A 23,904-nucleotide genomic window follows, 5' to 3' on the forward strand; every position below is an offset into this window, starting at 1 on the left:
CGATATTTCGATCCCGGGTGCCCCGTTCTCAGGCCGGTACGGCAGGCTGTCCGTCGTGCAGCGTGATCAGTTGCTTGCGGGCCGCTACCGGCTCCTGGAGCGCCTCGGCAGTGGCGGCATGTCGGCGGTGCACCGGGCGTACGACGAGGTGCTCGAACGGGACGTGGCGGTGAAGGTGCTGGTCGCCTCGGACACCAACGCCCGACAGCGGATCCGGGGCGAGGCCAAGGCTGCCGCCCGGCTGTCGCATCCGCACGTGACAAGCGTCTACGACTATGGCGAGTCGGTGCTGGATGGTGCCGAGGTCCCGTTCGTGGTGATGGAGTTGCTCGGCGGTCACACCCTCGAACACCGGTTGGTGGTCGGACCGTTGCCGCCGCGCGCCGGTCTGCGGGTGTGCGCCGAGGTGGCCTCGGCGCTCGCCGCCGCGCACGAGCAGGGGTTGGTGCACCGCGACATCAAGCCGGGCAACGTGATGCTCACACCGACCGGCGCGAAGGTGCTCGACTTCGGCATCGCGGCAGCCGCCGGCGCGCCGGAAATCGACTTCGAGGGGCGGCTGCTGGGTACGCCGGCCTACCTGGCGCCGGAGCGGTTGCAGGCCGGCGAGGTGCTGCCGGCCAGCGACGTGTACGCCCTCGGCCTGCTGCTGTACCGGGTGCTCACCAGCCGGTTGCCGTGGCCTGCCGAAGCGCAGAGCGGGATGCTCCGCGCGCACACGCACGTCGAGCCGGATCCGCTGCCCCCGATCGACGGCGTACCGCCGGAGGTGCACCGACTCTACCGCTGGTGCCTGGCCGGCGATCCCGCCGACCGGCCGTCGGCCGCCGACGCGGCCCGCATATTGCTCGCCGCCGCCAGCGGGGCCGCCCTCAGCGGGGCCGCCCCTGAGGCGGCTGCCGTTGCCGCCGACCCGGCGGCAAACGTCGCCGAGCCGACCAGCGCCGAGCCGACCAGCGCCGAGCCGACCAGCGCCGAGCCGACCAGCACCGGGTCGGCTAGCACCGGGCCGACCGGCGGTTCGGCGGGGTCGATGAGGCGCGGGCCGTGGCGTCGGGGGCGGGCCATTCTGACGGTCAGCGGTGCCGTGGTCGCCGCTGTGGCGCTGGCCGGGTCGCTCGGCGACTTCAGCAATCGTCGACAGGGACAGAGCGCCCTTCCGACCGGTAGCGGCCCGGGCACCACCACTGTGGGGATGCCCCGCACCGAGGAGCCGACCGACGTGGCCGATGCCGGGCCGTCCGTGCCGCCGACGAGGAACACCGCGCCTGCCACCCGGATCAGCCCTCCGACCGGTCCGCGGGGAACAGCGGCCCCGGGACCGACAACCACCACCGCAAGACCGACCCCGACCGGGGCCGCGCCGACTCCCACCTCTGCCGCCGGCGTACCCGTCGACGCGCGGGGCGGGACGGTCACCGCTCGCTGTGTGGGGAAGTCAGTCGAGGTGCTCACAGTCGTGCTTGCACCCGATTTCCGGGCCGAGGAGTACGACCCGGGGCCGGCGAAGCAAATCGTGGTCGAGTTGACCTCGGCGGAGCACAGCAGCGAGATCCGGGTGCAGTGCCCCAATGGCCGGCTGAAGTCGCAGGTCAAGGAACGCGCCGCGTGATTCGGGGGGCCGGCGGGTGCCGCGCCCGGGACGTACCCGGGACGCGGCCCCCCGTTCCCGCCGGCCCGGTCCGTCACCGCCCGCCCAGCACCGCCCAGCCCGGGTTCACCGGCTCCCGGCGTAGCGGCATGCCCGCCTCCGCCGGCGTCCGGTCCCCCTTGCGCTGGTTGCAGGCGTAGCAGGCGGCGGTGGTGTTCCGCCAGGTGTTCCGGCCGCCGCGCGAGCGGGGCAGGATGTGGTCGATGGTGGAGGCCGTGCCCCCGCAGTACGCGCAGCACCTGTCGTCGCGGCGCAGCACACCGGCCCGCGACCAGGCCGGCCCGGAGTTGAACCTCCATCGGGTGACCACGAAGCGGACCAGCCGCACCACCCGGGGCATCGGGAAGACCCCGATCACCCGGTCCGGCTCGGCCTCGTGGATCTCGGCCACCCGACGGCAGAGCATGCGGACGGCGTGTTGGACGGTGACCCGGTGCAGCGGGCCGAGGTCGGCGTTGATGACGAGGACGGCGTCCACCGGGACTCCTTTCCAGAGGGGACGGACAGCAAGAAGCCGCCCGGTCCGGCTGTCGGACGGGGCGGCTCAGCGCGTACGGGTACGCGTCAGTCGGGCCGGCCCGCCCGGGGACCTTCCGCTCGGTAACCGTCACCGGGCAGCGTCGACAGCACGGTGCTGACGTGCCACATCGTCATGAACTGCTCCCGCGGTGGTGGTTGACCTTGCGCGCTCACGGTAGGTCGACGCGGGAGACGCGAGCAACGTATTTCGATCGGCCGGTCTCCTCGGGGCGCCGCTGGCGGCGTGTGCGGGGAGCTGATTTCGCCGATACCTGGGCGGTGGTCAGCGGCCGGTTCAGCCGTAGGGCCATCCGCGCGGTGAGTTCGCTGTCCAACAGCGGCCGGTTGACCTCACCGGCGACGGCCAGGGCGGGCCCGGAGACCGACCGCCAGATCGCGGCCAACCCGGCGCCGAGGCCCACCAGGGCGACGGTGGCCCGGGTGGTCGGTGAGCCGGCGGCCGCGGCGGCACTCACCCCGACGACCGCGAAGAGCACCAGCAGCAGGGGTACGAGCACCGGCCAGAAGATGCCCCGGGCCGCCTGCGCCACCAGTCGCCGGTCCCGGATGATGAGGTTCTTGGCGATCACCGCGTAGTCCTCCTCGTCGAGCAGGTCGCGCGGGTGCAGGCCGCCGGTGAGCACGTCGCGCCAGAGGTCACCCTGGCCGCGCAGCGCCCGGCTCAGGGTGGCGGGCGTCGGCTCGGTCGGGTCCCCGTGGCCGGCGCGGTCGACGGCGGTCGCCCAGGCGGCCAGCGAGCGCCGCACCACTGCGGCCGAGTACGGCGGCAGCACGCTGGCCAGTTCGTCCAACCACCTGCTGATCTGGACCTGCCGGCCGCCGAACTGCCGCAGCAACTGCGTGACGTCGCCGGCCCGGACGGTGTCGGCCACTGATCGGCCCAGTCGGTACGCCAGCCCGACCCGGTGGTTGGCGGCCATCGCCCAGCGCAGCACCTCCACGTTGAGGTCGTCGAGGGCGAGCAGCAGCGGTACCGGGTCGGCGGGGTCGGGCTGGCCCAGGTCGGGGAGCAGGGCTCGGGCGGCCGACGTGTCGGGTACCGGCCCGGTGTGCCGGGTGAGGTCGGCGATCTGGGCCAGGGCGACGTCCACCCCGTCGAGGTACATCCGCATCCGCCGGTGGGCGGACATCTCGGTGAGGTTGGAGAGTTTGGCCGGCGGTACGGCAGGGCGCGCCTCGACGAAGGCGCGGGGCTCGGCGTGCTGCCCGTGGTGGTAGGCGTCCGCCATCCACCAACCCAGCCGGAGCGCGGTGACGATGCAGGCGCGCTCGTCGCGGATCAGCGGGTACGTGTCGTCGCGGCCGATCTCGTCGATCGACTGACCGTTCTCCGCGCCGGCGCGGTGCAGTGGTGACATCTCCCGCTGCCCTCCCGCCCGGCCGATCGACGGTTGATCATTCGAGCGTACGGCAGCGTACCGTGGCTTATGTTGTGTTTTGTCGATTTGGCCTGCCGGCCAGCAGCCCGCGCGGTCGGATCGAGCGCACCGGCTCGGCCGCGCCACCCTCGGCGCGCAGGATGTGGTTCGCGGCGATGATCCCGGTCGCGGCCGAGCGTTCCATCAACGCGCTCGGGAAGGCCGTGGCGATGCCGTCGCCGGCCAGGTAGATGCCGTTCGCGTCGGTGCGTACCCCCGGTCGCCAGGCGTGGCTGCCCGGCGTGAACGCCGGCGCCTGCGCCTCCACCCGGGCCCGCAGCTCGCGGACCCGCAGGTCGCCGGCCTCCGGCCAGAGCGCGACCAGCTCGCGGCGCATCCGCTCGGCCAGCTCCTCGGCCGGCACGCCAGGCTCGCAGGCGTACGCGTGCAGCTCGATGACCGACCCGCCGGTCTGCCGCGCCCAGCGCCGCGGCTCGTTCTCCAGCCGGTGGTAGAGCGTCACCGAGTCCAGCGTGGGCTGGCGGGACACGCCGCTGAACACCGCCCGCTCGGCGGCCACGTCGCCGTCACACCAGTACCGTGCCACCGCGTACGGCGGGCCGGGGGTGCCGAACGCCGCCATCCGTCCCGCCAGCTCGGGTGCCTGCTCGGCCAGGTCCGGAGAGGCCGCTACCAGCGCGGCGAGCGCCGGCGGGTCGACGGCGAGCACGACGTGACCCGCCGGATGGCTACCGCCGTCGGTGGTCGTCACCCGCCAGCCCTCGGCGTCGCGGTGCACCCCGGTAGCGGCGCAGCCGGTGAGGACCCGGCCGCCGTGCTTCTCCACGTGCCGGGTCAGCGGCTCCCAGATCGCCGTGGCGTAGTCCTCGTCGGGGCAGTCGAAGGCCAGCCCTTCCGGGTTGCCGAGCAGGTAGAAGTGGAACTGGGCGACCATCTCGGCGGCCGACATCTCCGCCTCGTGGTTGAAGAACGAGTGCGAGAAGACCTCGAACAGCATCGCCCGCGCCCGGTCTGGCAGTCGCAGCGACGCCAGCAACTCGTCGGCGGTGGTGTCGTCCAGGTCGGCGTACGTGCGCACCGGGTCGTAGCTGAGCAGCGGCAGCGCCGCGTCCCGATCCATCAGTCGCAGGTCGGCCAGGCGCAGGCTCGGGCTGCGCAGCAGCAGCGCCAGCAGATTCGCCGGCGGCGCTGGCGGCAACTTGCCGAACTCCTCGGTCGGCCACTGCTCGCTGAGGATCGGGTAGCCCGGAATGGGCTTGAGAAAGCCCAGGTCACTGTCGATCCGGCGGAGGATGGACCGCCAGTTGTAGTACTGCCGGAAGAACGCGTGGAAGCCATGCTCGTTCTGCTGGCTGCCGTCGGCGAGCGCCTCCGGCCAGGCGCCCAGCCGACCACCGAGGGTGGGTGCCGCCTCCAGCACCGTGACCGCCACACCCCGCTCGGCCAGCACCACCGCCGCCGACATCCCGGCGATGCCGCCACCCACCACCAGCGCCGTGGTCGGTCGCGGCACCCGGTCGGCGCCACCGCCGCCCGGGTCCACCTGGTGCTGCCGAACGCCGATCAGCCGACCTACCACTTGCGACAGCGCCATGGGCCCAGTCTGCCCCACCTCGGCTCAGTCGGCCGGTAGGCAGCGGCGGGCACGGTCGGAGGCCGGCCAGACGTACTCCAGATCCTCCGGCACGTCGTCGCCGAACAGCGGGCGGTAGTGCGCCGGGTCCTTGCGCAGCAGCGACGAGCGGTGACTCAGGTGCAGGTCGTCGCGGCCCAGCCACGGTGGCAGCTCACCGGCTCGGGCCAGCTCGTCCTGGGTCCGTACGACGCCGGCCCCGCAGGCGTCGGCGAGGTCCACTGTCATCGTCGTGGCGCAGGTGTCGGCCCGCCCCGGTTCGGTCCAGACCGCGCACATGTCCAACCCGTAGCGGACGAGCGCCTCCTCGTACCCGGCCCACATCTTCACGGCCGGGTGGTTGCGCCAGCCGTACCCGGGTCGGGTGAGCCCGCGCAGCACCTGAATGGCCTCCACCCGCTGCTTGCCCAGCCGCTTCTGATCCAGCGTGCGGGCGCTGGCCAGGAAGCCCGGGTACGGGAGGAACGTCTGCATGTCGCTGCTCTACCCGTCGTCGGGGCGGACATACCTGGTCACGGGATGATCCGGACGGGGTCGCCCACCGTGGCCGTGCTGATTACGATCCGGGCATGGCGGAGCCGTGGCGGGACCGGGCGCGACGGGCGGTCGAGTGGAACTGGCGGCTGCGGTCCGTGGGTGATCCGCGCCCGCTCTACGTGATCTGCGGGAAGGACGCGCTCGCCTACTACGTGGCCCGGGCGATGCTCGAATCCGAGCTGCCGGCGGGTGGGGCCCGGGTGACAGTCGTGGTGCCGGAGCGTTACCGCAGCAACGGGCCGGACGTGGCCGGGCTGCGCGGGGTCCGGGTGGTCCGCTCGGACCGGCTGGACGTGGCCACCTTCGAGGCCGCCGGTCTGGCCGGCGCGACCGGGCTGGCCCTGCTGCACCAGGACGACGTGGGCAACCTGCACGCCGCGCTCTGCGCCCAGGCCGTCGACCAGCGGGTCCGTCAGGTGCTGCGGATGTTCAACGGCACCCTCGCCGACGGCGTACGCAAACTGCTCAAGGCACCGGTCGAGGTGCTCTCCGACGCCGAGATGGCAGCGCCGGCCTTCGTGGCCGCCGCGCTCAACGAGGTCGACCCGAGTTCCTTCCAACATCGGGACAAGACGCTGCGGGTGGCGCGGCGGGCCGACGTCCGACCGCAGGACGTGGTCTGCGCGTTGGCGCACCTCAGCGAGGCGCAGGGGGTGGAGCTGCTGCCGGCCGATCAGGCCGGAGCCGACCTGGTGCTCGCCGAGGCGACCGGTCAGCCACCGGGCACCGAGGTCGCCGCCCGCCGGCTGGTTCGGGCGCGTCGACGGCGTCGTCCCGTCGCGGTCGTGATGGGGGCGGTCCGCGGCTTCGCCACCCGCAAGATCGGCATTGCGGTGATGGCGGTGCTCGCGCTGATCGCGGTGCTGGGGGCGCTGATCTCCCGGGCCGAGGACGTCTCTCCGCTGGAGGCGCTGTACCTGACGCTGGTCACCACGCTCAGCGGCGCCGACCCGGACACCACCAAGGCGGCGGACGCCCAGATCATGCAGGTGGTGCTCAACCTGGCCGGGTTGGCGCTGATTCCGCTGATCACCGCCGTCGTGGTGGACGGCATCGTCAACGCCCGGCTGGCCCTGCACACCGGCCGTCTGCAACCCCCGCGGGTCGGGCACGTGGTGGTGATCGGCCTGGGCAACGTCGGCACCCGCGTGGTGGCGCAGCTGCGCGAGTACGACGTCGAGGTGGTGGCGATCGACAAGGATCCGGAGCCGCGCGGCGCCGCCCTGGCCCGCCAACTGGAGGTGCCGCTGATCGTCGGCGACGCCGCGTTGCCGGAGACGCTGGTCGCCGCCTCGGTGGCCGACTGCCTGGCGCTGGTGGTGGCGTCCACCGACGACGTGGCCAACCTGGAGGCGGCGCTCGCCGCCCGCGATCTCCGCGCCGACCTGCGCGTCGTGCTTCGGCTCTTCGACGGTGACTTCGCCGAACGGGTGGAGGAGACCTTCGCGCTCGGGGTGTCCCGCTCGGTGTCCTACCTGGCTGCCCCGGCCTTCATCGGGGCGCTCACCGAACGTGCCGTCATCACCACCATCCCTGTCGACCGGCACGCGTTGCCGGTCGCCGAGGTGCCGGTCGCCGCCGGCTCCGAGCTGGACGGCCGACCCCTGGACGTGGTCAACCGGGACGGGCAGGTCCGGCTGATCGCCCGCACCCCGGCGGGCGGCGCCAGGACGATCTGGTGGAAGGACCTCGACCCCCGGCAGGTGATCTTCGCCGGTGACCGGCTGACAGTGGTCGCCCGGCGCCGCGGGTTGGACTGGCTGACGCGGCAGTGTGCCCCGCCGGCCCACCCGGGCCCGGTCCTCCGGCCGGCCGGGTCGGTCCACGGCGGAGTCCACGCCCCAGCGGCGGCACCCCCGTCGGTGCCGGGCCAGGCGGGTTCGGGAGTTGGCGCGGCACATCCTGATCCGCCCGCCGGTGAGGCGCCGTCCACGACCAACGGCGGCGAACCCGACGAACTCGAGCTGACCCGCCGGCATGACGGGCCCGGCGAGGTGAGCTGACGCCACCCGAGGGCGGCCGGTGCGGCACCCACCGGTGGAGACGGCCGAGTATGGTGCGCCCGTGCTTGGTGGTGGGGTGGGTCGACGAGCCCGCGACGCGCAACGACCGCGACGCGACACGGCGGTCGTACGGTGGCTGCTGGCTCGGCCCAGGTGGTGGCCGCTCGCGGCGGCCGGTCTGATCGTTGTGGTGGTCGTCGGCTGGGCGCTGTGGCCCACGGCCGAGCCCGAGCCGCGCCAGCGTGAGTACCGGGCCGAGACGGCGTGCCTGCTCACCGGCACGGCGGGCGTGGCGGCTCCGGAAGCCCGTCCGGTGTGGACAGGGATGCAGGAAGCCTCACTCGCGACGCAGGTCAAGGTGCAGTTCCTTGAGGTGGACGGCCCCCAGACCGGCGAGAACGCCGAAACCTTCCTCGCCAGCCTGGTGCAGAGCCGCTGCGGGGTGATCCTCGCCGTCGGCGAGGCGCCGGTGCGGGGAGTGGGCCCCACCGCCGCGCGGTTCCCCGCTGCGAAATTCGTCGCCTTCGGTGCCGCGACGCCGGGGCCCAATGTGGTCGTCGAGGACGCCAGCGACCCGGAAACGGTGCAGCGTAAGGCGCGCGACCTGGTTTCCGCGCTCGCCTCCTCGGAGGACTGACGCTCCAAGGTTTCTCTCAGGATTGGCCGTTCGGACAGCTTGTGCCGAAGATCGACGAGCCCTCACACTCCGCGTTGGTAATTTCACTTCACGGGGGAGGGGACCGGCCATGCGCCGATCCGTTACCACTGGCGCGCGCCGCGCGGCACTTGTGGTCGCCGTTGTCTTCGGGCTGACGGTCGCCATACCGGCCGACGTGGTGCGGCCGGGCGGCGAGTTTCCACTGACGTGGCTGACCTGGTTCGCGCAGCGTCCCGCCTGGTCGGCGACCGCGGCGTTCGTGGGCCTCCCCGTGCAGCAGAGGGGGAAGCCGGTCACTGTCGACCCGCACGTCCCGGCTTCGGCGACCGATGCCGGCACGGGTGCGGGCCGCGCACCCCAGCCCGCGCCCGGCACCCTGGAGGCGTACCAGCCGCACCAGTTGGCCACCACCCCCGAGGTCACGGATGTGGCCGAGCCGGGCTTCGACGCCCGGACCAGCACCCGGGACGCCCGCAAGTCGAGTGCGCGCTCGGACATCTTCGCGAACGCCGACGGCTCCCTCACCAAGCGCACCTACAACCGTCCGGTCAACTACCGCGCGGCGGACGGCAGCTGGCAGAAGATCAACTCAAACCTCACCCGCCGCTCCGACGGCCGTCTGCACGTCACGGCGAACCGGCTCGGCGTGTCGGTGACCGACGGCACCCCGAGTGCGACCGGGCGCGCCGCCACCTCGGCCGCCGACGGTGACCTCGCCCAGCTCACCCTGCCCGGCGGCGAGAGCGTCGGCTACCGGCTCGAGGGTGGCACCGTCAACGCGCCCGAGGTGACCGGGCCGACCGCTCGCTACCGGGACGTTCTCCCGCACACCGACCTGGAGCTGACCACCTTCGACGCCGGCATCAAGGAAACTCTTGTGTTGCGCTCGCCGGAGGCGGCGTCGACCTGGGTGTTCCCGCTGCGGCTTACCGGCCTGACCCCACGACTCACCACCGCAGGCTCGGTGGAACTGCTCAACGCCGACGGCAAGGCCGTGGCCTGGTTCCCGCACGGCTCGATGCAGGACTCGAAGGTCGACCCCCGCTCCGGCGCCCCGGCCGAGTCCGACGCCGTCACGTTCGAGATCGTCGCGGTCGACGGCGTGCCCGCGCTGAAGGTCGTGGCCGATCCGACCTGGCTACGCGACCCGGCCCGCCAGTACCCGGTGCGGGTGGACCCCACGGCGACCACCGGCACCACCGGCGACGTCTACGTCGACAGTGACAGTCAGACCACCAACCACAACGGCGACAACCTGCCTGTCGGCACGTACGACGGCGGTGGGGTGAAGGCGCGCTCGTTCATCCACTTCGACGAGTTCACCAGCGACGGCCTCGCCGGCAAGCGGTTCAGCGCCGCCAAGTTGCGCCTGTACCACACCTGGTCGTTCAACTGCACCTCGCACAAGGCGTTCGACGTGCACCGGGTGACGCAGGCGTGGACGGTCGCCGGCCTGACGGCCGGCGCGCACCCCGGGCCGACCATCTCCCCCTCGATCGGCTCGCTGACCATCACCGACAACTACCCGGCCTGCACCAACGACCCACCCAACCGGAGCACCGGCAAATGGGTCACAGTGCCCCTCGCCGTCGACACGTTCAACGACTGGTCGACAGGTGGCCTGAACGAGGGTCTCGCGCTGACGGCCTCGGAGACGGACTCGACGGCCTGGAAGCGGTTCACCGCCGCCAACTACTCGGACGGCAGCTACAAGCCGTACCTGGAGCTGACGTACACCAACAACGTCGCGCCGCAGGTCAACGTCCGCTACCCGACGAACAACGCGGTCGTGCAGACCCTCACCCCGGAGCTGCACTCCCGGGCGGTCGACCCGGACAAATGGCCGAACAAGGGATTCACCTACAACTACGTGGTCACGGACGCCGGAACCGGCGCGGTGGTGGCCAACTCGGGCTGGGTCGCGACGGCGAGCTGGACCGTCCCGGCCGGCAAGCTGACCTGGAACAAGAGCTACCTCTACACCGTCCAGGTCAACGACAAGGCCGGCTCCAGCGCGGTCTACCCGGCGTACGCGTTCACCACGTCGGTGCCGCAGCCGCTGCTCACCGGGAGCCTGACGCAGAACTCCGGCAAGGGCTACGACCCCGGCATCGGCAACTACACCACCTCGGCCACCGACGCCAGCGTCGCCACTGTCGGCCCGTCGCTGGCGATCACCCGTAGCTACAACAGCCTGGATGCCCGGCGTAACAACGCCTTCGGCGCCGGCTGGTCCAGCATGCTCGACACCCGGGCCACCCAGGTGCGCGACGTGGCGGGTCAGGTGCAGTCGGTCCTCATCACGTACCCGACCGGCCAGGACGTGGCACTCGGCCGCAACGCCGACGGAACGTTCACCCCGGCCTCCGGCCGATTCTCCATCCTGAAGGAGAACAAGGACGTCAACGGTGCCGTCACCGGTTACACACTGACCGACAAGGACGCGTCCCTCTACGTCTTCGCCCAGTCCGCCGGTAGCGGAGTCTTCAAGATCACCAGTGTCACCGACGCCAACGGTCGGACGATGACGTTCACGTACGACCCCAGCTCGAACGTGACGAAGGTGACCTCCGCCTCCGGCCGGTCCCTGTACGTCACGTGGTCGACCCCGGCCGGCTCGACGTACGTCCACCCGGCGACGGTGTCGACCGACCCGGCCGTCCCGGGCGACGCGAGCACCTCGACGACCTGGCAGTACACCTACGGCACGAACGACCAACTGGCGAAGGTGTGCCCTCCGACGAGCGCCACGGCCTGCACCTCCTACCAGCACGACACCACCTCGCAGTACGCCAACGCGACGCTGAACGCCGGGCCGTACTCGTACTGGCGGCTGACCGAGGCTGCCGGCGCCACCACGGCGGCGAGCTCGGTGCTGGGCAACGCGGGCGTGGACAACGCCCGTTACAACAACGTCGCGCTGGGCCAGGCGGCGGCGCTGCCCGGCTCCACAGCGACCACCGCCGGCTTCAACGGCACCAGTTCGCATGTGCAGCTGCCGGGCAACCTGGTCAGTGACGGCCAGTACCAGTCGGTCAGCATGTGGTTCAAGACCACCACCCCGAACGGCGTGCTGTTCAGCTATCAGGCCGACGCGATCACCACCGGCACCCCAGCGGGCAGTTACACCCCTTCGCTCTACGTCGGCAGCGACGGCAAGCTGCGCGGGCAGTTCTGGAGCGGATCCCCGTCCCCGATCAACTCGAACGTGACGGTCACCGACGGGGCCTGGCACCACGTGGTGTTGGCCGGTGCCGGTGACACGCAGAAGCTCTACCTCGACGGCGTCGAGAGGGGCACCCTCGACGGCACGATCGCCCAGATCCCCGGCGGGTCGGCGAACGTGCTGGTCGGCGCCGGGTTCGTTGGTGGCCTCTGGCCGAACCACGTCAACACTGGCATCTCGCCTCCGAGGGCCACCTACTTCACCGGCTCGATCACCGAGGTGTCGTTCTTCAACCAGGCGCTCACCGGCACCACTGTCACCGCGCTGCACGACTCCGGCCGAACCGCTCACCCGGTGCTCACCAAGGTGATCCGCCCCTCCGGCGGGGTCACCGCCCAGGTCGGCTACGACAAGGGCTCCGGACGGGTGTCCACGGTCACCGACGAGAACGGCGGCGTCTGGACGATGGGCACGCCCAGCGTCTCGGGCAGCAGTGACGTCTACGCGGCCTCGGTGCTCGGTGGCAAGCCGGCCGACTACTGGCGGCTCGGCGACGTCGAGGCGACGGACGCCGCCAACGAGGTGCAGGGCGGCGTCGCCACCTACAGTTCCGCCACCCTGGGGGTCGCCGGTCCGTTCAGCGACAGTCGGGCGGCATCCTTCAACGGCACCAGCTCGTACCTGCAGCTCCCGCCCGAAGACGCGCCGACCACCGGACCCAACTCGGTGGAGATGTGGTTCAAGATGCCGGCCGGCAACACCGCCGGTGGGGTTCTCTACGGATACCAGGCCAGCCCGGTGGCGGACCCGGCCGTGGCCGGTATGTGGACTCCAGCGCTCTACGTCGGTACGGACGGCAAGCTGCGGGGCGGGTTCTGGACCGGTAATGCCACCCGGGTCATCACCAGCGGCGGCGTGGTCAACGACGACAAGTGGCACCACGTGGTGCTTTCCGCGGCCAGCGCCACCCAGTCGCTCTACCTGGACGGTGTCGCGGTCGGCAAGCTCGACAACGCGCTGGCCGCCGCCGACAGGCAGAACGTGTACGTCGGCGCGGGCAAGTGGGCCGGCGAGTGGCCGGGGCGTGGCGCCCGCGATGTCGGGTACTTCACCGGCTCGATCGCCGAGGTCGCCTTCTACCGCTCACAGCTCTCCGCCGACCAGGTGGGCGCGCACTTCCAGGCGTCGAAGCAGACCGCACCGGTCGCGGTAACAATGGTCAACGGTGTCGCGAGCGCGATCCCGATGCCCGTCTCCACCGTCTCGGTCACCGGGCCGACGGGCGAGAAGGTGTCCTACAGCTACGACCTGGTCAACGGTAACCGGATGGTCGCCCAGACCGACGGGCTGGGCAACACCACCAAGTTCGGGTACGACGTGGGCGGCTACGGCAACCTGACGTACGACCCGCGCGGGGTCTGGTCCCAGGAACTCCAGGACGCCCGGGGCAACACGAAGCAGGTCATCACCTGTCAGGACCAGTCGGCCAGCAAGTGCTCGTCGGTCTACTACACCTACTACGCCAACTCGGCCGAGCCCCTGAACTGGGCGGCCGCCGCGCTGCCGACCGTGTTCGAGGATTTCAGCGGTGACGGTGCCCCGGACGTGGTCTATCGGGCCGCCGACAACACCATCCAGATGGTGCAGGGCAACGGTGCCGGCGGTTGGCTGACCAGCCTGCCGACCCCGACCGGTGCCAGCCTGGCCGCGGCGAACATGGCAGTGGCGGCAAAGGACTTCTCCGGCGACGGCAAGCCCGACCTCCTGTGGCGCAACGCCTCCGACGGCAACCTCTACATGCTCAACGGCAACGGAGCGGGCGGCTGGGTGTCGAGCACCCCGGTCAAGATCGGCCCGGTTGTCAGCGCCGCGGACCTGATGGTCTACTCCAAGGACTTCAGCGGTGACGGAAAGCCCGACATCATCTACCGCAACTCCACCGACAAGAACCTGTACCTGCTGAAGGGCAACGGCTCGGGTGGCTGGTTGAGCGCCACCCCGACCCTCATCGGCCCGAACGTCAGCGCCGCGAACCTGCTCGTCTCGCCGGGCGACTTCGACGGCGACGGCAAGGCCGACGTGATCTACCGCAGCAGCGCGGACAACAACCTCTACATGCTGCGGGGCAACGGCTCCGGCGGCTGGTTGAGCACCACCGCCACCCGGATCGTCACCGGGTGGAGCAGCGCCAAGGCCCTGCTCAGCGCGGGGGACTTCGACGGCGACAAGTTGGCCGACCTCCTCTACCTCAAGAGCACCGACAACGACATGTACCTGGTGTCGGGCAACGGCACCGGTGGTTGGGCGACCGGCAGCTCCATCAAGATCGGCGGTACGCCCGACCCGCGCAACGACGTCATCCTGACCATGCGGGACGGCCGATCGTCGTCGGCGACTGACAACCGGTACCTGACCAGCTACGGCTACGACGGCAAGGGCAACCAGACCAGCATCACGGACCCGCTGGGCCGGATCACCCGTACCACCTTCACCGACGGCACCACCGTCGCGGCGAAGGACGGCGGGTTCGCCCCGGCCGGCCTGCCCGCGGCGGTGACCACCCCCGGTGGGCAGACGCAGACCATCACCTACTACGCCAGCGGCGACGTCGCCGAGATGATCGAGCCGGGCGGCACTGTCACCCGCTACACGTACGACGGGCTGGGTCGCCTGCTCACCGAGACCGAGCTGACCACCAGCTACCCCGCGGGGCTCACCACCAGCCACCAGTACGACCGGCTGGGCCGCGAGATCGCCGAAACCGAGCCGGGAGTCACCAACCGGGTCACCGGCGCGATCCACACCGCCCGCACCACCACAGTCCACGACGACGACGGCAACATCACCGAGGTCACTGTCAGCGACCTGACCGGCGGCGACGCGTCCCGGACCGAACGGCACACCTACAACTCGTACGGGCAGGAGTCGACGACCACCAACGGCGTCAACCAGACCACCGCCTTCGAGTACGACAGGTACGGCCGGGTGGTGAAGGAGACCGGCCCGGACGGAGGGGTGACCACCAGCACCTACGACGTCGAGGGCAACCTGCTCACCTCGACGGTCAAGGGCTACACGGGTGACCCGAACAACCCGTCGGCCCCTCGCGACCTGGTGACCACCAACCGGGCGTACGACCCGGCGGGCCGGCTGGCCAGCGAGACCGACGCGATGGGCTGGACCACCAGTTACACGTACACCGACAACGGCCTGGAGGCGAAGGTCAGCCGGACCGACGGCACCCGGACGTTCGTGGTGGAGGAGAACCTCTACGACGCCGCCGGCAACGCGGTCAGCGAGATCACCAACAACGGTCACACCGTCACTGCCACGGAGTACGACGCTGCGGGCCGGACGACGGCCTCGGTCGTCGACCCCAACGGCCTGAAGCGCCGCACCGCGTTGACCTACGACGCCGACGACAATGTCATCTCCACAGTGTCCTCCGGGCCGGACGGCACTGTCACCAGCGTCTCCGACGCTCTCTACGATGGCGCCGGCCGTGCCATCGCCGAGACGGAGTACCCGTCGGCGGCACTGACCCCGGTCGCACGCTGGAAGCTCGACGAGACCAGCGGCACGAAGGCCGCCGACGCCACCGGCAACAGCCCGGGCACCGCGGTCGGCAACGTCACCTGGTCCACCGACCGGGGCGGCTCGGCCGTCTTCGACGGCACCAGCGCGCACGTGAAGACCGGCCAGATCTTGGACACCAAGCGGGCGTTCACGATCTCGGCCTGGGCGAAGCTCGCCACGGAGAATCCCGCCTTCGGAGGTGAGCAGCTCGTCTTCGAGGCCGCGGGAGCGATCGGCGACTCTGCGGCAAAGGTCTTCTACGCGCCCGGCGACGATCGGTGGTACGCCGGCGTCGCGGTCCGGAAGGCGAACGGGGGCAACACGTTCCTCCAGGGTGGCGGACCGGGTGGTTCGGCAGTGGCGGGTGTCTGGACGCACCTGGCACTGACGGCGGATCCGGCCAACAAGACGATGAAGTTCTATGCCGACGGCGCGTTGCAGGCCACGGCGACCACGACGGAGGCCTTCAACAACACGTCGACGGGGCTCACCATCGGTGGCGCGGGCGTGTGGGGCGGGTTCCCCGGCTCGGTGAGCGATGTGCAGATCTACCAGAAGGCCCTGACCGACGCGGAGGTCTCGCAGGTCAAGGCGGGAACCGCCCCGGCGGCGGACGCGCACGTCATCCGTACCTCGCAGGTGCTGGACTCCGACGATCTGCCCACCTCGATCACCGACCCGAACGGCAACACCACCCACTACGGATACGACGAGGAGGGCCGGGCGGTGAAGACCACCGCCCCCGCGGCGATGACCGAACAGCCCGGTCAGGTTCCGGCCCTGGCCAACGCGGTGAGCCTGGTCGGGTTCAACACCTTCGACGAGCCGACCGACACCCGGGACGCGAACGGCAACTGGTCGGTGGTGGAGTACGACGCGGTCGGTCGGACGGTGTCGGAGAAGGCACCCGCGTACACCCCGCCCGGAACGGCGACGCCGATAGTGCCGGAGACCCGGCAGAGCTACGACGAGAGCGGTCAACTGGAGGCGGTCACCGACCCGCTGGGCAAGGTGACCCGCTACGAGTACGACCAGCTCGGCCGGGTGTCGAAGGAGATCGCGCCGAACGACGGCGCCTCCACCTACACCTATGACGACGCGGGCAACGTGTTGTCGTCGACCGACCCGACCGGTGCGGTGAGCGCCACGACCTACGACTACCTGGGTCGCACGCTCACCTCGACGGAGGTGGTGCGGCAGGAGGGCAAGAGCCACACCACCAACTACACGTACAACGCTCAGGGCTGGCCGTCGCAGGTCACCACGGCCGCCGGCGTGAACAGCTCGACGACGTACAACGTGCTCGGTGATCCGCTGACGGTCACCGACGGCGCCAACAACGTGAGCCGCTACGAGTACGACTCCGAGGGTCGGACCACGAAGACGATCCGCCCGGACGGCTCGTACGCCTCGGTCACCTACGACATGGCGGATCGGGCCACCCGCACCGCCGAGTACAGCCCGACCGGGACGTTGCTGTCCGAGCAGTCGGTCCGCTACGACCGGGCCGGCAACATGGTGGCCAGCACCGACGCCCGCCGCACCACTGTGACCTACGAGTACGACGCGACAGGTGTGGTCACCAAGGAGACGCAGCCGATCTCCGCGTCGGACTCCATCGTCACCACGTTCGGCTACGACCTGGAGGGCAACCGCACGCGGTTCACCGACGGTCGGGGCAACGCCTTCCACACCAGGTACAACTCGTGGGGGCTGCCGGAGGCGATGATCGAACCGGCAACCGCCGCGCACCCGGACCCGGCGGACCGGACCTTCACCGTGTCGTACGACAAGTCCGGTCGCCCCGCGAAACAGACCATGCCGGGCGGGGTCGCGGTCACCAACGAGTACGACGATCTGGGTCAACTGGTCCGGCAGTCGGGCGTGGGGGCCGAGGTCCCCACGGAGGACCGGAGCTTCGGCTACGACGTCGCCGGCCGGATGACCTCACTGTCCGGCTCGGGCGGCACGAACACCATCGCGTACGACGACCGGGGCCTGCCGAGGTCGGTGACCGGCCCGTCGGGGAACTCGACGTTCGGCTACGACCCGGACGGCCGGCTGGCCTCCCGGCAGGACGCGGCCGGCACGACCTCCTACACCTACGACGGCGCGGGTCGGCTCTCGACGCTGGCCAACTCGTCGGCCGGTGTGCAGATGGCCTACACCTACAACACGCTCTCCCAGGTCAAGAAGATCACGTACGGGTCGAACGGCAACACCCGCGACTTCACCTTCGACCCGCTGCGGAGGCTCACCGGCGACGAGTTGAAGTCGTCCGCGGGAGCGTCGCTCGCGAAGATCACGTACGGCTGGGACGAGAACAGCAACATCACCTCGAAGTCGACGACGGGCTTCGCCGGTTCGGCTGCAAACACCTACACCTACGACCTGGCGGACCGGCTGACGTCCTGGAACAACGGCGCCAGCACCACGGCGTACGCCTACGACAAGTCCGGCAACCGGGTGCAGAACGGCTCCAAGCTGTTCACCTACGACCAGCGGAGCCGGCTGCTCACCGCCGACGGCGCGAGCTACACCTACACGGCCCGGGGCACCCTGGCCAACGCCGGCGGCAACATCACCCGCACCGACGCCTTCGGGCAGGTGGTGTCGCAGCAGTCGGCCGCCGGCACGCAGACCTACACGTACGACGGCCTGGGTCGGGCGATTCGCCCCGGTCACTCGTACACCGGTCTGGGTAACGACCTGGCGGCCGACTCCAGCGCAAGCTACGTGCGGGGGCCGTCCGGCGAGGTGGTCGGGACCACCGGTGGCGGCAACCAGCGGATGGTCTGGACGGACCTGCACTCCGACGTGGTCGGGCAGTTCACCCCGACCGGGACGGCGCTGGCCGGCTCGGTGACCTACGACCCGCTGGGCAAGGCGCTCAACACCAGCGGGCTGCTCGGCCAGCTCGGATACCAGTCGGAGTGGACCGACGCGCTGACCAACCGGGTGAACATGCACGCCCGCTGGTACAACACGGACACCGGCCAGTTCGACACCCGGGACACGGCGAGCAACAGCCCGCTGCCGGACTCGATCAACGCCAACCGCTACCAGTACGGCGACGCGAACCCGCTGACCGTCACCGACCCGACCGGGCACTGGGGTCTGGGCAGCCTGAAAAAGACCTTCTCCCGCACGGTCAGCGCGGTCACCTCAAGCGTCCGCTCGTACGCGTCGTCGGCCTACTCGTACGCCTCGTCGTACGCGTCGTCGGCCTACTCGTACGCGTCGTCGGCCTACAGCGCCGCGAAGTCGACTGTGAAGAAGACCGCCTCGCGGGCGAAGGCGGCGGTGAAGAAGAAGTATCACCAGGCCAAGAAGAAGTACAACCAGGTCAAGAAGCAGGTCAAGAAGAAGTACAACCAGGCCAAACGGGCGGTCAAGAAGAAGTACAACCAGGCAAAGAAATACGTCGCCAAGAAGGTGGCGGCGGTCAAGAAACGCGCCAAACAGGCCGCGGCGAAACTGAAGCAGGCCGGTAAGAAGATCGCGGCCAAGGCACATCGGGTGGTTAAGAAGGCCACCACCGCAGTACGCGACGCCGCGAACGCGACGACCAAGTGGGTCAAGGAACACAAGGACGTCCTGTTGGAGGTCGCCGCGATCGGCGGCGCGATCCTGGCGGGTATCGCCTGCACGGCGGTGACCGCCGGTGTCGGTGCGATCGCCTGCATGGCAGGTGCCGGGGCGCTGATCAGCCTGGCCAAGGACGCCGCGCAGGGCGACATCCACAGCATCGGCGACGCGCTGGGCTCCCTGGGCACCGGTGCGGTCACCGGACTGATCGGCGGTGCGGGCGGTGCCATCGCGGCGCGGGTCGGTGCGGCGGTGGCGAAGAAGGTCGGCACCGGCCTGGTGGGCCGGTTGGCGACCGAGGCCGCCGAGAACGGCATCGAGGACGCGGTCGGGCAGCTGGCCACGTCAGGCACCTACAACCCGCGGGCTGCCGCGGAGAACATGGTGCCGGGCCTCGGTGGATTGAGCCGCAAGGGCGGTGGGGGCGCGCGCTCCGGTGGGGGTTCTTCGAGTGGCTCGGGTGGTGGCGGCTGTAAGGGCAGTCGGCACAGCTTCGATCCGAAAACTAGGGTTCTCATGGCGGACGGCACGAGGCGTCCGATCGAGGACGTCAACGTCGGCGACAAGGTCATGGCGACCGACCCTGTGGCGGGTAAGTCGGAGCCGAAGCAGGTCACCCAACTGCACCGGAACACCGACAAGGACCTGACCGACCTGACCGTCCGCGACCAGGACGGCAAGGTGACGAAGGTTGAGACGACCTGGCACCACCCGTTCTGGAACAACTCAGAGCGCAAGTGGGACGACGCCAAGGACCTGAAGCCGGGCACGAAGTTGCTGGTCAAGGGCAAGGGTGCGGTCACCGTCGTCGCGGTGCTCAACAAACTCGGCGCCGAGGAGATGCGCGACCTCACCGTCGCCGACATCCACACGTACTATGTGGTAGCCGGCAAGACGCCTGTCCTGGTCCACAACAATGACCCCGGTTTTATCAATCTCGGGGTTAGCGGCGCCTCCTGCCCGGTGTCCACTCGCTCGGAGTACTACAACATGAGCACGGCCCCCAAAAAGGGGAAGCCCGCGTTGACATCGGATGAAGTGCAGAATCTGCACGACTACGCACGCGGTTCGAACGCATGGTTGGAGGCGAATGGCCCGCAGGTCGTGCAGTCGACCAGGTTGCTGCAAGCAGATATGCGGGCTGCCATTGAAGCGGAGCGGAGGACCAATCCCGGCAAGTACCCGCCGGGATGGGTGCCAGGTCACATGCCGGACACGGGAGTGACTGGTATGGCGAGTCCGCCATCGTGGTTGCCCTCCCCGTCGAGGGCAAATAGCATCGCTGGCGGCGGGCTCAGTTCGCGGATCGGCAAGACCTTGCGAGGCTTCCTCGTTGACGGTGTGTACATTACGTGACGTGGTCAGGGGTGTAATGAGCGAAGATGACGTTCTCCGGCGTCTGCACGAGGTGGAGCTTGCAGACGTGGGAGATGCTCTAGACGATTCTGACCGAACGGAGACGCTCCTGGCAGAGTTGCCGAGCGTCTATGCAGCAGCTCTTCGTATCGCGAACGGCTTCACAGTTCACAGCGGCATGAACCGGGTCTTCGGGGTTCGTGAGGACCGGCATATGGATCTCCGGTCCTGGAACGAGGCGGAGGGATGGCGATTCGCCTGGGGTGAAAAGGCGGATCCCTCCTTCCTCATGTTTGGCGAGACTGCGTTCGGAGATCAGTACGCGCTGCGTTGGACCGGCAGTTCCTACGAGGACGTCGTCTACCTCCTCGACGTGAATCTTCTGAGCGTCCGTCCCATCTTCAATTCGTTTGCGCACTTCTTGGATCAGGAGATCGTGCAGAATGCAATAAGCCCTTCTCATCCGACGGCACTGGCTTGTGTTGAAAAATTCGGCCGCGTTCCTTCTAAGGAGAACGTTGTCCTTACGCCTTCCCTTTTGTTGGGTGGGTACGAGGACGTTTCGAATATGGTGAAGATCGACAGCTACACTGCGATGATTTATGGAGGCGACATCTACACCGCGGTGGTGTCGGCGCCTGACGAGGCAGCTGTCGTGGGAGTGGAGCCCTGGGTTGATGACATCGGCCGGCGAAGACTGCGCGTCGTGTTCGCGGAGTGAGGTCGACTCCCCTGCCAGAGTTGACATGATGGCTAACAGTGATCGGGTTCGTCGGCAGCCGCCCGCGACTTCTACCAGCGGCTGGCCAAGTTCGAGGCCAGCCCGACCGACCCCATGCACCTGTTGCTGCTGATGAAGGATCTTCGCCGGGCGCTCAGCGGCTGACCCTCCAGATCAGCAAGGTCGGCGGATCGGTCAGCAGGAACCGGCCGGCAGTGGGCGACAATCCATGGCATGCGTTTCCGCATCCTGGGTCCGACCCAGGTCGTGCTGGCCGACGGGCGAGAGGTCCCCGTGGGCGGTCCGCGGCTGCGCGCCCTGCTGGCGCTCCTTCTGCTCGACGCCGGGAGGGTGGTCTCTGCCGAGCGGCTGATCGACGGCCTCTACGGGGAGCATCCGCCCCGGGGAGCGGCCAACGCGCTCCAGTCCCAGGTGTCGCGGCTGCGCCAGGCCCTGCCCGCCGAGCACGACCCGGTCGAGTTTCACCCGGCCGGTTATCGCCTGGCAGTGGATCCCGACGAGGTCGACGCGTACCGGTTCGAGCGCCTTGCTGAGGCGGGGCGACGCGCGCTCGTCGACGGTGACTGGCCCCGGGCGGCGGCGGTGTTGCGCGAGGCGCTGGAGTTGTGGCGGGGTCCCGCCCTGGCCGATGCCATCGGCGCGGCCGGCGCGCCCGCGCAGGCGGCCCGGCTGGACGAGCTGCGGTTGGCCGCCATCGAGGATCGGGTCGAGGCGGACCTGGCGTTGGGAGCACAGAGCGCGCTGATCGCGGAGTTGCGGGAGTTGGTCGTCGCGCATCCCCTCCGGGAGCGCTCGCGGGGCCAGCTCATGCGTGCGCTGGCGGCACTGGGTCGGCCGGCGGAGGCGCTGGCCGAGTTCGAGGACGCCCGGCACACGCTGGCCGAGCAACTCGGCGTCGACCCGTCGGCGGAGCTGGCCGCAGTCCACCTGGCGGTGCTGCGCGGTGAGGAACGCGCGTCGGTCGAACCGGTGCTGCCGAGTCAACTCACCACGTTCGTCGGGCGGGAGGAGGAGCTCAAGCGCGTCGGGGACCTGCTCGGCGACCGTCGGCTCGTCACCCTCACCGGCCCCGGGGGCGCGGGCAAGACGCGCTTGTCGATCGAGGCCGCGGGCCGGGTCGACGGGGAGGTCCGTTTCGTCGAGCTGGCCGGGCTGGCCGACGGTTCGGACGTACCGCAGGCGGTGTTAAGCGCGCTCGGCCTGCGCGACGCGGGCCTGCGCGCCCCGGCCGAGCCGGGCTGGCAGACCACCGATCGGCTGGTCGAGGCGCTCGCCGAGCGGCGACTGCTGCTGGTGCTCGACAACTGCGAGCACGTTCTCGTCGACGCGGCCCGGCTGGCGGCCCGGTTGCTGGGCGCGTGCCCGGCGTTGCGCGTCTTGGCAACGAGTCGGGAGCCGCTGGGGCTGGCCGGTGAGGCGCTGTGCCCGCTGTCTGGGCTCACCCTGCCACCGCTCGGCGCGTCCGCGCTGGACGCCGACGACTACGCGGCGGTCGGCCTCTTCGCCCAGCGGGCCGCCGACGTCGCGCCCGACTTCACCGTGACGCCGGCCAACGTCGAGATGGTGTTGCGGATCTGCCGCAGCCTGGACGGCCTGCCGCTGGCGATCGAGTTGGCCGCCGCGCGGCTGCGGGCGCTGTCCGTCGCCGAGGTGGCCGCCCGCCTCGACGACCGGTTCCGCCTGCTGTCGACTGGCAACCGGGCCGCGTCGCCGCGACACCGCACGCTGCGGGCCGTGGTCGAGTGGAGTTGGGATCTGCTCGACGACGCCGAACGGAAAGTGGCCCGACGGCTGACCGTCTTCGCCGGTGGGGCGACGCTGGAGGCGGCCGGGCGGGTCTGCGGCCTACCCACCTTCGAGTTCGTCGACGCGCTGACCGGTCTGGTCGACAAGTCCTTCGTGGAGATGACCGGCGGCCGGTACCGGATGCTCGAAACGGTCCGGGCCTTTTGCGCCGAGCGTCTCGCCGAGGCCGGTGAGGCCGACCAGCTCCGTCGCGCGCACACCGCGTACTTTCTGCAATTCGCCTGGACCGCCAGCGACCACCTCCGCTGCGCGGAGCAGCTGCACTGGCTGCGACGGCTCGACGCGGAGCGGGACAACCTGCACGCGGCGTTGCGGCGGGCCACCGCCGCCGGTGACACGTCCGACGCGGCCGGGATGGTCGCGGCCCTGTCGTTCTACTGGTGGCTGCGCGGCATGCGCGGGGAAGGGGCGCGGCTCGCCACCGACGTCCTCGAACTGCTCGGCGCCGAAGCACCACCGGGGCTGAGCGAGGAGTTCGTCCTCTGCGTCTACAACGCCTCGCTCGCCGGCTCCGGCCCTTTGCCGTCCCTCGGGACGCAGCGGGCCGTGATCCGCAGCCTCGGCCGGGCGCCCCGACAGCCGTTCCTGCTGTACCTGTCGGGGATCTCGACCGGGCCGCCGCCCGGAGGCGCCGAGGATGTCGACGAGCTGATGGGGGAGCTGCGACGGCTGGTCGGCCCGGACCCGTGGATCAACGCGCTCGGCGCGATGGGCAGCGGCTCGGCGCTGATGTGGAGCGACCAAAGGGACCGGGCCAGGGCCGCGCTGGCCACCGCGCTCGATGGCTTCCGCGGCACCGGGGACCGGTGGGGCACCATGATCACGCTCGGTGCGCTCGGCGAACTGGCCGCCTGGCAGGGCGATCCGGAGACGGCGGGCGCGCACATGGACGAGGCCATGGGACTGGTCGAGGCGCTCGGGTCGGCCGTCGACCAGGCCGACATGCTGCGTACCCGGGGCGAGATAAGGCTGCGCGCCGGTGACCTCGCGGCTGCGCACGACGACTTCGCCGGTGCGCTGCTCCTCGCGCAGCGCAGCGGCGCGCCCGAGTTCGTGGCCAGCGCCCGGCTCGGCCTCGCCCAGGTGGCCCGAGTGCGCGGGGACCTGGCCGCCGCGAGGCGATTCTGCGAGGAGGCATTGGCCGGTGGGCTCACCGGCTGGTACGTCGGCGAGGCCGCCCGTGCGGAGATCATTGTCGTTCTGAAGGAGATCGCCGAGGCGGAGAAGGTCGGTGCGCCGCCGTCAGCGGACGGTGCGTGACCGGTCAGC

The 23,904-nt window shown here is 70.4% G+C and carries 10 protein-coding genes; 6 read left to right on the forward strand and 4 right to left on the reverse strand.

Features of this window, described 5'->3' with window-relative positions; all coding sequences use genetic code 11:
- Nucleotides 1-55 precede the first annotated feature (55 nt).
- Nucleotides 56-1,612 carry a serine/threonine-protein kinase gene (locus tag ACLJOK_RS32920; RefSeq protein ID WP_410822370.1) on the forward strand — a complete coding sequence of 519 codons (1,557 nt, stop codon included), beginning with the start codon at nucleotides 56-58 and terminating at the stop codon, nucleotides 1,610-1,612.
- Nucleotides 1,613-1,685: 73 nt separating this feature from the next.
- Here ACLJOK_RS32920 and ACLJOK_RS32925 read toward each other — a convergent pair whose 3' ends face one another.
- From ACLJOK_RS32925 to ACLJOK_RS32940, 4 genes are all read right to left on the reverse strand, one after another.
- A complete protein-coding gene (locus ACLJOK_RS32925) occupies nucleotides 1,686-2,129 on the reverse strand; it encodes an HNH endonuclease (protein WP_410822371.1) in 444 nt (147 codons plus the stop codon).
- Between the two features lie 211 nt (nucleotides 2,130-2,340).
- Nucleotides 2,341-3,549, reverse strand: a complete 1,209-nt coding sequence (locus tag ACLJOK_RS32930) for a hypothetical protein (RefSeq protein WP_410822373.1) — start codon at nucleotides 3,547-3,549, stop codon at nucleotides 2,341-2,343.
- A gap of 67 nt (nucleotides 3,550-3,616) precedes the next feature.
- A complete protein-coding gene (locus ACLJOK_RS32935) occupies nucleotides 3,617-5,164 on the reverse strand; it encodes an FAD-dependent oxidoreductase (RefSeq protein WP_410822374.1) in 1,548 nt (515 codons plus the stop codon).
- 24 nt (nucleotides 5,165-5,188) lie between these two features.
- Nucleotides 5,189-5,677: an MSMEG_6728 family protein gene (locus ACLJOK_RS32940; protein WP_410822375.1), complete on the reverse strand. Its 489-nt coding sequence runs from the start codon at nucleotides 5,675-5,677 to the stop codon at nucleotides 5,189-5,191.
- A gap of 95 nt (nucleotides 5,678-5,772) precedes the next feature.
- On the opposite strand from ACLJOK_RS32940, the gene ACLJOK_RS32945 reads away from it, so the two are divergent.
- The 5 genes from ACLJOK_RS32945 to ACLJOK_RS32965 all read left to right on the forward strand — a co-directional run bounded on the left by ACLJOK_RS32945 (nucleotide 5,773) and on the right by ACLJOK_RS32965 (nucleotide 23,895).
- Nucleotides 5,773-7,743, forward strand: coding sequence for a potassium channel family protein (locus ACLJOK_RS32945; protein ID WP_410822376.1), 1,971 nt, complete (start codon nucleotides 5,773-5,775; stop codon nucleotides 7,741-7,743).
- Between the two features lie 190 nt (nucleotides 7,744-7,933).
- Nucleotides 7,934-8,380: a hypothetical protein gene (locus ACLJOK_RS32950; RefSeq protein WP_410822377.1), complete on the forward strand. Its 447-nt coding sequence runs from the start codon at nucleotides 7,934-7,936 to the stop codon at nucleotides 8,378-8,380.
- 109 nt (nucleotides 8,381-8,489) lie between these two features.
- Nucleotides 8,490-20,087 carry a LamG-like jellyroll fold domain-containing protein gene (locus tag ACLJOK_RS32955; protein ID WP_410822378.1) on the forward strand — a complete coding sequence of 3,866 codons (11,598 nt, stop codon included), beginning with the start codon at nucleotides 8,490-8,492 and terminating at the stop codon, nucleotides 20,085-20,087.
- Between the two features lies 1 nt (nucleotide 20,088).
- Nucleotides 20,089-20,808, forward strand: a complete 720-nt coding sequence (locus ACLJOK_RS32960; protein WP_410822379.1) for an SMI1/KNR4 family protein — start codon at nucleotides 20,089-20,091, stop codon at nucleotides 20,806-20,808.
- Between the two features lie 234 nt (nucleotides 20,809-21,042).
- The gene (locus ACLJOK_RS32965; RefSeq protein WP_410822380.1) at nucleotides 21,043-23,895 is read left to right on the forward strand and encodes a BTAD domain-containing putative transcriptional regulator; all 2,853 of its coding nucleotides are present in this window, start codon (nucleotides 21,043-21,045) and stop codon (nucleotides 23,893-23,895) included.
- Nucleotides 23,896-23,904: the final 9 nt, after the last annotated feature.

Origin of the sequence: Micromonospora sp. 050-3 (assembly GCF_046549335.1) — a bacterium.
Taxonomy (GTDB): Bacteria; Actinomycetota; Actinomycetes; order Mycobacteriales; family Micromonosporaceae; genus Micromonospora; species Micromonospora trifolii.